The following is a 10,273-nucleotide window of genomic DNA, read 5'->3' as shown; positions in this document are numbered from 1 at the left end:
GAGCGTCGCGCCCGACGCGGCGGCCACCGCCAGCGCGGCTCGCGGCAGCAGGTCGCGCGACGCGGGGAGCATGCCGCGAACGGCGGCGCGTTTCATCGATTGAGCTTCCGGATGCGTTCGGACGGCGTGATGATGTCGGTCAGACGGATGCCGAACTTGTCGTTCACGACCACCACTTCGCCCTGCGCGATCAGGCAGCCGTTGACGAGCACGTCCATCGGCTCGCCGGCGAGGCCGTCGAGTTCCACGACCGAGCCCTGCGCGAGTTGCAGCAGATTGCGGATCGCGATCTTGGTGCGGCCGAGCTCGACCGTCATCTGGACCGGAATGTCCAGGATCATGTCGATGTCGTTGTGCGTCGAGGCCGGCTCGACCTTTGACAGCGGCTGGAACACGCCGGCTGCCGCCGGGTTCACTTCGGCGTTGCCGTTCTGCTCGGCGAGCGCGCTCGCCCAGTCGGCCATCGCGTCGTCGTCCTCGGCGCTCAGTTCGCCGGCGGCCACTTGCGGGTCGCTCGCGGCCAGTTCGGCCTCGGGTTTTGCGTTCAGGTCACTCATATCCACTTTCCTTCATCGTGTCGGCTGCGCTGATCATCTTCTGGACCCGCAACGCGTACTGACCATTGAAAATTCCGTAGCCGCATTCCATCACCGGCACGCCGTCGACTTTCGCCGTGATGTGCTCGGGGATGTTGATCGGCAGAACATCGCCCTTGCGCATGTTCAGGATCTGCTCGAACGTGACCGGCACCTGCGCGAGGTCGGCGGTCAGTTGCACTTCGGCCGCCTGCACCTGCTTCGACAGCACGCGCACCCAGCGGCGATCGACGTCCATCGCCTCGCCCTGGATCGGCGAGGAGAGGATGTCGCGGATCGGTTCGATCATCGAGTACGGCATGCAGATGTGCAGCGTGCCGCCCGTCGAGCCGAACTCGATCGAGAACTGCGTGACGATGACGATTTCGTTCGGCGTCGCGACGTTGGCGAACTGCGTGTGCATTTCCGAGCGCACGTATTCGAACTGCAGCGGGCGCACGCTTTTCCACGACGCCGTGTAATGCTCGAACGTCAGATTGAGCAGCTTCATGATGATGCGCTGCTCGGTCTGCGTGAAATCACGCCCTTCGACGCGCGTATGGAACCGGCCGTCGCCGCCGAACAGGTTGTCGACCACGAAGAACACGAGGTTCGGGTCGAACACGAACAGCGAGGTGCCGCGCAGCGGCTTCACGTGAACGAGGTTCAGGTTGGTCGGGATCGGCAGATTGCGCGTGAATTCGCTGTATTTCTGCACCTTCACGGGGCCGACGGAGATTTCCGCCGAGCGCCGCATGAAGTTGAAAATGCCGACGCGCAACAGACGCGCGAAACGGTCGTTGATGATTTCGAGGCCCGGCATGCGGCCACGGACGATCCGCTCCTGCGTCGCGATGTTGTACGGGCGTACGCCCGTGCGCTCGCTCTGCTCGGTTTCCGTGTCGACTTCGCCGGTGACGCCCTTCAGGAGAGCATCGACCTCTTCCTGGGACATGAACTCTTCGTGGCCCATTGCTTATTCCTCGTGCGTCCCTTGGCGGTTGATGATGGCAGCGCTAGACAACGTCACGGTACGTCACTGCACGACGAATTCGGTGAACAGCACGTCCTGCACGCGGACCGGCGCGGCGCCCTTGTCGGTCGGCTCGGTGATCAGCGTCTTGAGTTCCTCGGCGAGCGCGCGCTTGCCTTCGAGCGGCGCGAGGTCGTCGGGGTGCTTGTTGGACAGCGCGAGCAGGATGCGGCTGCGCACTTCGGGCATGTGCTCGGTGAGCGCCTGCTGGGTGGCGGCGTCGCCGAGCTTGAGCGTGAGGCCGATGCGCAGGAAATGCTGCTGGCCGTCGTCCGATTGCAGGTTGACGGTCATCGATTCGAGCGGAAAGAAGATCGGCACGGCGGGCGGCGCGGGCGCGGCTTCGGCCGATGCGGCGACGGGCGCGCGCTTTGCCATGAAGAACCACACGCCGGCGCCGGCAGCGCCCGCGGAGATGAGCGCAATGAGGACGATCAGGATAATGCGCTTCATGGGACCCGGCGAGACGGGCGCGGCTTGTTGCGGGGCGGTCGTGGTAGCCATGTGGTTTGCTTTGCTGCCTGGATGAAGGGTTAGGGTGATTGTTGTTGATTTGCCTGCGGGGTGATGGGTCGAAAAGAAGGGCTATTTGTGGTTATCTCAAGTGTTTGGTGTTGCCCCTCTGTGCGGGGTGGCGCTTCTTTGTCGTTGTTCTCTGCGGTGTTGGCCTTTCCTTGATTTCTTGGTGGTCTATTAGCGTTGCCCCTGTGCGGGGCGGCACCTACTTTCTTTGCGGCTGCAAAGAAAGTAGGCAAAGAAAGCAGCTTCACACCGCCAATTCTGAAGCGGGTCCCCTGGCTTGGAGTGGGTAGTGGTGCATCTGGAATCCGTCTCCTCGCACACTCCGCGTCAGTGACAAGGCCGTCATTCTTCCGGCGGCGCTACGCGCGCCGACCCCCGGTTCCTAAACCATCGGTGTTTCGGCGTGTCGCCGAGGCGCGGCCGATGGCCCCCACTACGCGAACGAAACCCACGGGTTCCCCTGGCAGACCCGTCCGCGACGCACGCAGTGCGGAGTGGGAGCGGATGACGGCTTTGTCACTTGCATTGAATGTGCGAGGGCACCGATTCCAGATGCACCACTACCCCCTCCAAGCCAGGGAACCCGCTTCAGAATTAGCGGTGTGAAGCTGCTTTCTTTGCCTACTTTCTTTGCAGCCGCAAAGAAAGTAGGTGCCGCCCCGCACAGGGGCAACGCCAATAGACCGACATGAACACAAGGAAAGGCCAACACCAGAAGAACAAAGACAAAAAAGCCCAACCCTGCAAAGGGCCAAAACCACCACTATTAAGCGCCGCCAGGCAAATCAACCGCTACAACATCAACCACATCCTGCGCGCCAGCGCCCACCTCATGCGGCCTTTCATCTTCAGCCCCGCTCTCCAACCGATGCAACCACGCCAGCAATTCCGCGGTCGCCTGATAAAGCTGCGGCGGAATCCTCGCATCGAGATCCACCTGCATCAGCAATGAAATCATCTCCGGCGCTTCGTGAACATAAAGCCCCGCTTCCTTGGCCCGCTGCACGATCATCTCCGCGAGCAGCCCATACCCCTTCGCGACCACCCGCGGCTCAGCCTCGCCACTCTGAGCGTCGTAGACAAGCGCAGCCGCGCTGCGGCGATTGGTCCGGCTCATCAGATATCCCAGTCGAAGTCGTCGCGCGCCCCCGGCGTGCCGCGTGCAGCGGCCGAGCCATAGCCCGCAGGGTTAGCCGCGACACCACCCGGCGTCGCCGTGGCCGGCATCGTGGATGAAGCCGTTCCCGCTGTCGCCGAACGCGCATACGCCGAAGCCGCCGCCTGCGCGCCAGCAGTGCCCGTCGCGCTCGCCGCTCCAGGTGTTCCCGGTACACCGCCGCCGATCTCGCGAATCGTCAAACCCTGCAACTCGATGCCGGCCGCCGCGAGCCGCTCGCGAAAGCTCTCGCCCTGAATCGCGAGCCGCGCCGCGCCGTGCGGGCTCGCCTGCACGCGCGCGGTAAGCCGCATGCCGGTCAGCGTCAATTCGGCATCGACGGTGCCGAGCGTCGGCAGCGACAGCGTCAGACGCGTGCGCCACGGCTGGTCGTCCTCGCTCGCGAGGCCGCCGCCGCTGCGGTCCCATTCGTCGCCGTCCTGCTCGATGGTCCAGTCGAGCCGCGCGCCCGGCCATGCCTCGCCGGTCCAGCGGAATTGCCCGGTCGCGAGCAGGTCGAGCTGCTGCCGCACGAGCGGCTCCGTCGCCGGATGCACGGCCGCCGCCGTCGATTGCGCATTCTGCGACGCAGCCGCATCGCCGATTTGCGGCGCCGCGCTGTGCAGCCCCGCATGCGCAGGCTGGCCCGTCAGATCGGACAACGAACTCGCCAGCACCTCGCCCGCAGCGAAACGCGCGGCTTGCGCGGTCAGGATCGAGGGCATCGCGTGCGTGGGGGCGTCGGCAGAGGGATTGGGTGAGCCGGCCGGTGAGCCAGCTTGTGGGCCCGGTTGTGAGCCTTGTTGTGAGCCCGACTGCACACTGCTCGTTGCGGTGCCCGGCATGCCACGTTGCATGCCGCTCGCCATCGCCTCGGACGCGAAACCCGTCGCGCCCGCGTCGCCGTCCTCGTCGGCCCAGCCGGGCGGCAATTGCGCGGCCGCCACGAGTCGGTTCTGCGCTTCGTCGGCGAGGTTCTCCGGCGAGCGCTGGCCGACGAGCCATCCCGCGAGATGCGCTTCGTAGAACAGGCCGCTGTCGCTGACGGTGCGTTCGAGCGCGGCCGCAAGCGCCGCCACCGGCACCTGCGTCGCCGCGATGCTGGCGGTGGCCACGGTTCCGTTCGCACTGGCGGCGGCATTGGAGTTTGCCGTGGCGGCATCGGCAGAACCCGCGCTACTTGCCGCATCGGCACCCGGCAATCCTTCCACCGCGATATCGAGCGCCGGCGCGGCCGGCCAGATCGGCGCCTGGCCGAGCACGGCCGGCGTCGCCTCGCCGCCCGAATTCGCGATCGCATTGAGCGTCAGCGCGACTGCCGACAGCGCGGTTTGCGCTGACGGCTGCGGCGCGGGCGTCACGTTGGGCGTGCCGGCAACCAGCGCGCCGGCGACGCCTGCCGCGCCGGTCTGCGAGGTGGTCGCGGCGCCCGGCGCGATGTTGAGCAAACTGTCGATCCGGCTCGAAAGCACCGAAGCGACGGCCGTGTCGATTCCGTTCATGCCGGTTCCCTGGTCGCATGGGCGCGAGCGCGCTCCATGCTCTGATCGTTCAGTCGTGCGCCGCGCGGCGCGCCATGGCACGGGGGCAGGCGCGCATGCGGTGCATCGGCGCGCACGGCATCCGCGAGGCACGCCGCCCGCATGGGCTCGCCTTCAGCGCGCCCCGTACAGTTCCTTGAGCACGCGTGTCGGCCGGCCCGCGAACAGCGCCGACAGCGTCGCCATGCGCGGATTCGCGAGATCGCGGATCGCCGCGTCGTCGGCGAGAATCTGGCGGATCAGCATGTATTTGCGCTGACGCTCGGTCTCGTCGAGTTTCACGCCGTCGTCGGCTTCCTTCAGGGCTTCGACCAGATGCCGGTATTCCTCCTGCAGCTCGACCAGATCGCTCCACAGGGCGTGGCGAGCCGCCATCAGCATGCGGCAGGACAGTGCGGCGATAGCCTCGTATCGGGAAAAATATTCTGCGTTCGATGTCATCTCATGCTTTCCGCGGCGGGCTGCGTAGCCATGCGCGCAACCTCCGGGCCAATCCCGATCCATGCCTCTTCGAGCGTGGCGAGCAAACCGTCGATCTCCACCAGCATCGCCTCGCTCGAATGAATATTGGCTTCGAGCAGCCGGCGCGTCATATAGCTGTACAGCGCATTCAGCCGCCCCGCGATCTCGCCGCCCACCTCGAGGTTCAGCGACTGCTGCAACCCGCTTTCGACGATCCGGATCGCCTTGCTGACCGCCATGCCGCGCTCCGCGACATTGCCCTGCTGCAGATGCATGCGGGCTTGCGCGATGGCCTGCCTTGCGCCCTGGTACAGCAACACGATGAGACGATGCGGACTGGCGCCCATCACGGCCGTCTCGACACCGACGCGTGCATACGCGCTGGCTCCAGCGTGTCCCGGGGAAAACATCGGCGCTCCTCCTCTGATACGGATACTGACTGCGATTGGGTCATGGCTCGGCCCTGCGGCGCGTTGTCGCGCCCGAACCGGCCTGTACCCTGGTTATCGGATACGCGGCGGCAAAGCTTTAGAGCAATGTAAGCAAGGGGGATCGAGGGGCGTCAAAGGAGTCGGCACGGCTTGCGCGCCGGCCAGGCTGGCTTGCCGGTTTTCGTGCGAGGTTATGCAGAACCCAGGCGAAACCCAGGCGCAACTCGCACGAAACCCGCGCAAAACCGTTCAGATCGACATCTGCGCGATGTCGTTGTAGGCGGCCACGAGCTTGTTGCGCACCTGCAGGCCGAACTGGAAGCCGATGTTGGCCTTCTGCATGTCGACCATCACGTCGTTCAGCGAGACGTTCGGCGAGCCGAGCTCGAACGCCTGCGATTCGCCGATCGCGCTCTGCTGGTCGCTGCTGATCTTGTCGAGCGAGGCCTTCAGCGCCGAGGCGAAACTCGTGGGCGTCGCCGCGCCGGACTCGTTCGCCGCCGGGCTCGCGTCGCCGGCCGCCTGCGCCGCCATCGCCTGCATCTGTTGCAGCGCCGACGAAAGCGCGTTCACGGGCATGGTCATGTTTTCTCCGTTGGATGTGCGATCGGACTGCCGGAAGGTGTACCGATCTGGACGAAAGCATAGCAGCGCCCCCTTCGGGAAAGCCCCGAAACTAGGGGGGAAACCCGGCTCTATTCAAGCAATCGGGTTGAGCGTCGCCACGGATAATTTCAAGCGTGAAAGTCTCTGTCCGTCCCCTCGCCGAGCCCCGGCGCGATCGTGCGGCAGAACGCAAAGGCATCCCGGAGATACCCGACGCATGGATTCGTCAGCCAACTCGTTGATCAACCCCGACGCCCGCATGGGGCTCGCCGGCGCGCAGCCCGCGCCCGGCCAGCCCGCCAGCGGCCAGGCCGGCGGCGCCGACCTCGGCGGGCTCGGCGGCCTAAGCGGCATGGGCGGCAACTTCTCGCAGCGTCTGTCCGGTCTCGCGCAGATGCGCGGCAACCCGCGCGCGCCGCTCGTGTTCGCAGTCGCGCTGCTGGTGGCGGTCGTCGCGGGCCTGTTTCTGTGGTCGCGCGCGCCCGACTACAAGGTGCTCTACAGCAATCTGTCGGACCGCGACGGCGGCCAGATCATCGCCGCGCTGCAGCAGGCCAACATTCCGTACAAGCTCTCCGAGAGCGGCGGCGCGATCCTCGTGCCGGCCGAGCAGGTCCACGAGATGCGCCTGCGCCTCGCCTCGCAGGGGCTGCCGAAAAGCGGCTCGGTTGGCTTCGAGCTGATGGACAACCAGAAATTCGGCATCAGCCAGTTCGACGAGCAGATCAACTATCAGCGCGCACTCGAAGGCGAACTCGAACGCACGATCGAGTCGATCTCGACCGTGAAGTCGGCGCGCGTGCATCTGGCGATTCCGAAGCCGACCGTGTTCGTGCGCGACAAGGAACCGCCCTCGGCGTCGGTGCTCGTCAATCTCTATCCGGGCCGCGTGCTCGACGAAGGCCAGGTTGTCGCGATCACGCACATGGTGGCGTCGGCGGTACCGGAAATGCCGGTGAAAGGCGTGACGATCCTCGATCAGGACGGCAACCTGCTCACGCAGCCGGCCACCGGCAGCGGGCTCGACGCGACGCAACTGAAGTATCGCCAGCAGATCGAGCGCAACACCCAGCAGCGCATCGACGCGATCCTCGCGCCGCTGTTCGGCGCGGGCAACGCGCACTCGCAGGTGAGCGCCGACATCGACTTCTCGCACAGCGAGCAGACTTCGGAGAACTACGGCCCGAACGGCAATCCGCAACAGGCGGCGGTGCGCAGCCAGCAAACGAGCAGTGCCACCGAAATGTCGCAGGGCGGCGCCTCGGGCGTGCCTGGCGCGCTGTCGAACCAGCCGCCGCAGCCGGCCTCCGCGCCGGTCGTCGCCGGCAACGGCGCGAGCGGCGTCGCCACGACGCCGGTCAGCGAGCACAAGGATTCGACCACCAACTACGAACTCGACAAGACCGTGCGCCACATCGACCAGCCGATGGGCGGCATCCGCCGGCTCTCGGTCGCGGTCGTCGTCAATTACCTGAAGGTGACCGACGCGAAGGGCCACGTGACGATGCAGCCGGTCAGCGCCGACAAGCTCGCGCAGATCACCCAGCTCGTGAAGGACGCGATGGGCTTCGACGCGCAGCGCGGCGACTCGGTCAACGTGGTCAACAGCGCGTTCACGACCGAACTCGACCCGAACGCCAACCTGCCGTGGTGGCGCACGCCGGACATGCTCGCGCTCTACAAGCAGATCGCGACCTACCTCGGCATCGGCGCGGTGGCCCTGTTCCTCTACTTCGTGATGGTGAAGCCGGCGCTGCGCCGCGCGTTCCCGCCTCCGCCCGAGCCGGTCGCGGCGCTCGCCTCGCCCGACGAGCCCTTGCTGCTCGACGGCATTCCGGCCGAGGAACGCGACGGCGCGGTCGTCGAGATCGAGGCCGACCCCGAGACGCTCGCGCTCGAAAGCGCCAAGCACAAATATGAGCGGAACCTGGAGTTCGCGCGCAGCATCGCGCGCCAGGACCCGAAGATCGTTGCAACCGTCGTGAAAAATTGGGTGTCCGATGAGCGCTGAAGGCGTAGTGAAGAGCGCGCTGCTGCTGATGTCGATCGGCGAGGAAGAGGCCGCGCAGGTGTTCAAGTTCCTCGGCCCGCGCGAAGTCCAGAAGATCGGCGTCGCGATGGCCGCGCTGAAGAACGTGACGCGCGAGCAGGTCGACGAGGTGCTGCAGGAGTTCGTGCGCGAGGCCGAGCAGCACACCGGCATGTCGCTCGATTCGAACGAGTACATCCGCTCGGTGCTGACCAAGGCGCTCGGCGACGACAAGGCCGGCGTCATCATCGACCGGATTCTGCAGGGCAGTGACACGAGCGGCATCGAAGGGCTCAAGTGGATGGATTCGGCGGCCGTCGCCGAACTCATCAAGAACGAGCATCCGCAGATCATCGCGACGATCCTCGTGCACCTGGACCGCGATCAGGCATCCGAAATCTCCGCCTGCTTCACGGATCGCCTGCGCAACGACGTGCTGCTGCGCATCGCGACGCTCGACGGCATCCAGCCGGCCGCACTGCGCGAACTCGACGACGTGCTCACGGGCCTGCTCTCCGGCAGCGACAACCTCAAGCGCAGCCCGATGGGCGGCATCCGCACGGCGGCCGAAATCCTCAACTTCATGTCGAGCAATCACGAGGAAGGCGTGCTCGAAAACGTGCGCCAGTACGACGCCGAGCTGGCGCAGAAGATCGTCGATCAGATGTTCGTGTTCGAGAACCTGCTCGACCTCGAAGACCGCGCGATCCAGCTGCTGCTGAAGGAAGTCGAGTCCGAGGCGCTGATCATTTCGCTGAAGGGCGCACCGCCCGCGCTGCGCCAGAAGTTCCTCTCGAACATGTCGCAGCGCGCGGCCGAACTGCTTGCCGAAGACCTCGACGCGCGCGGTCCGGTGCGCGTCTCCGAAGTCGAGACGCAGCAGCGCCGCATCCTGCAGATCGTGCGCAACCTGGCCGAGAGCGGCCAGATCGTTCTAGGCGGCAAGGCCGAAGATGCGTATGTCTGATCCGAACTCCACAGCGAAGGAAAGCCTCTCGGCCTACCAGCGCTGGGAGATGGCCTCGTTCGACCCGGTGCCGCCCGCGCCGCCGCCGGCCGAACCCGAATTCGACGAGCGCGCGTTCGAGGCCGAACTCGACCGCCTGCGCGAAGCCGCGCAGGCGCAGGGTGTCGCCTCGGGTCACGTGGCCGGTCAGGCGCTCGGCTATCAGGCCGGCTATGACCAGGGTCATGCGCAGGGTTTCGCGCAAGGCCAGAGCGAAGCGCGCGAGGAAGCAGCGCGCCTCGCCGCGCTCGCCGAAACCTTCAAGACCGCGCTCGGCGGCGCGCAGCACGCGATTTCCGAAACGCTCGTCGCGCTCGCACTCGATATCGCGCAGCAGGTCGTGCGCCAGCACGTGCAGCACGATCCGACCGCGCTGATCGCCGCCGCGCGCGAAGTGCTGGCGGCCGAACCGGCGCTGACCGGCGCGCCGTCGCTGATCGTGAGTCCCGCCGATCTGCCCGTCGTCGAGGCGTATCTGCTCGAAGAACTGCAAACGCGCGGCTGGACCGTGCGCACCGATGCGTCGGTCGAGCGCGGCGGCTGCCGCGCCCACGCCGGCAGCGGCGAAGTGGATGCCGGCATCGACACGCGCTGGCAGCGCGTCGCGGCCGCGCTCGGCAAGGTGAGCACATGGTGAAGCCGACACTCGATGAAATCCGCGCCAGCGATCTGACGCCGCTCGAACGCGAGCTTGCGCTTGCCTCCTTCGGCGCCGAGGCGCTCGCGGATGCCGAGTCCGTCGGCGCGGATCAGGCCGCGACGTCCACGCATCCGGCGGATGGCGCGGCGGAGCGCGCCGGGGCGGACGCTTATCCGCTGACAGGCACGCCAGGCGTGGCAGTGGGTACGGCGGTGAGCCGCGAGCCGGCCGCGAGCGAGTCCGCCGCGCGCACCGCTGGCGCCGCTCACGCG

11 protein-coding genes and 1 pseudogene are annotated in these 10,273 nt (G+C 66.5%); 4 read left to right on the top strand and 8 right to left on the bottom strand.

Going from position 1 to position 10,273, the window contains the following annotated elements:
- Positions 1-92: 92 nt before the first annotated feature.
- The 8 genes from fliN to fliE form a co-directional block, all read right to left on the bottom strand.
- Positions 93-557 (bottom strand): flagellar motor switch protein FliN, encoded by a 465-nt coding sequence (fliN, locus tag G3N58_RS32455; protein ID WP_206001239.1) that lies wholly within the window; start codon positions 555-557, stop codon positions 93-95.
- Complete coding sequence (fliM, locus tag G3N58_RS32450) at positions 550-1,548, bottom strand: flagellar motor switch protein FliM (protein WP_167047377.1); 999 nt, start codon at positions 1,546-1,548, stop codon at positions 550-552. Before fliM ends, fliN begins: the two co-directional genes overlap by 8 nt.
- 63 nt (positions 1,549-1,611) lie before the next feature.
- On the bottom strand, positions 1,612-2,112 hold the full coding sequence (gene fliL, locus G3N58_RS32445) for a flagellar basal body-associated protein FliL (RefSeq protein WP_167047380.1): 501 nt from the start codon (positions 2,110-2,112) through the stop codon (positions 1,612-1,614).
- Positions 2,113-2,896: 784 nt separating this feature from the next.
- Complete coding sequence (locus G3N58_RS32440; protein ID WP_206001238.1) at positions 2,897-3,247, bottom strand: EscU/YscU/HrcU family type III secretion system export apparatus switch protein; 351 nt, start codon at positions 3,245-3,247, stop codon at positions 2,897-2,899.
- Complete coding sequence (locus G3N58_RS32435) at positions 3,247-4,788, bottom strand: flagellar hook-length control protein FliK (RefSeq protein ID WP_206001237.1); 1,542 nt, start codon at positions 4,786-4,788, stop codon at positions 3,247-3,249. The genes G3N58_RS32440 and G3N58_RS32435 overlap by 1 nt, the downstream gene beginning before the upstream one ends.
- A 153-nt stretch (positions 4,789-4,941) precedes the next feature.
- Entirely contained in the window at positions 4,942-5,268 is a 327-nt protein-coding gene (locus G3N58_RS32430; RefSeq protein WP_167047388.1) for a flagellar protein FliT, read from the bottom strand.
- Positions 5,265-5,699 (bottom strand): flagellar export chaperone FliS, encoded by a 435-nt coding sequence (gene fliS / locus G3N58_RS32425; protein ID WP_167285768.1) that lies wholly within the window; start codon positions 5,697-5,699, stop codon positions 5,265-5,267. Before fliS ends, G3N58_RS32430 begins: the two co-directional genes overlap by 4 nt.
- 270 nt (positions 5,700-5,969) lie before the next feature.
- Entirely contained in the window at positions 5,970-6,305 is a 336-nt protein-coding gene (gene fliE, locus G3N58_RS32420) for a flagellar hook-basal body complex protein FliE (RefSeq protein WP_167047394.1), read from the bottom strand.
- Between the two features lie 238 nt (positions 6,306-6,543).
- Here fliE and fliF point away from each other — a divergent pair, with 238 nt between their 5' ends.
- The 4 genes and pseudogenes from fliF to G3N58_RS32400 all read left to right on the top strand — a co-directional run.
- The gene (fliF, locus tag G3N58_RS32415) at positions 6,544-8,337 is read left to right on the top strand and encodes a flagellar basal-body MS-ring/collar protein FliF (RefSeq protein ID WP_206001236.1); all 1,794 of its coding nucleotides are present in this window, start codon (positions 6,544-6,546) and stop codon (positions 8,335-8,337) included.
- A complete protein-coding gene (gene fliG, locus G3N58_RS32410; RefSeq protein ID WP_167047400.1) occupies positions 8,327-9,322 on the top strand; it encodes a flagellar motor switch protein FliG in 996 nt (331 codons plus the stop codon). The genes fliF and fliG overlap by 11 nt, the downstream gene beginning before the upstream one ends.
- Positions 9,309-9,998 carry a flagellar assembly protein FliH gene (gene fliH, locus G3N58_RS32405; RefSeq protein WP_205193213.1) on the top strand — a complete coding sequence of 230 codons (690 nt, stop codon included), beginning with the start codon at positions 9,309-9,311 and terminating at the stop codon, positions 9,996-9,998. Before fliG ends, fliH begins: the two co-directional genes overlap by 14 nt.
- Positions 9,992-10,273, top strand: a pseudogene (locus G3N58_RS32400) (flagellum-specific ATP synthase FliI); the annotation flags it as partial. The gene fliH and the pseudogene G3N58_RS32400, both read left to right, overlap by 7 nt.

The organism is Paraburkholderia sp. Ac-20342 (assembly GCF_017104985.1).
In the GTDB taxonomy this organism is placed as follows: domain Bacteria; phylum Pseudomonadota; class Gammaproteobacteria; order Burkholderiales; family Burkholderiaceae; genus Paraburkholderia.
The sequence above is the reverse complement of the archived record's forward strand: the minus strand, read 5'-3'. Positions and strand labels throughout refer to the sequence as shown.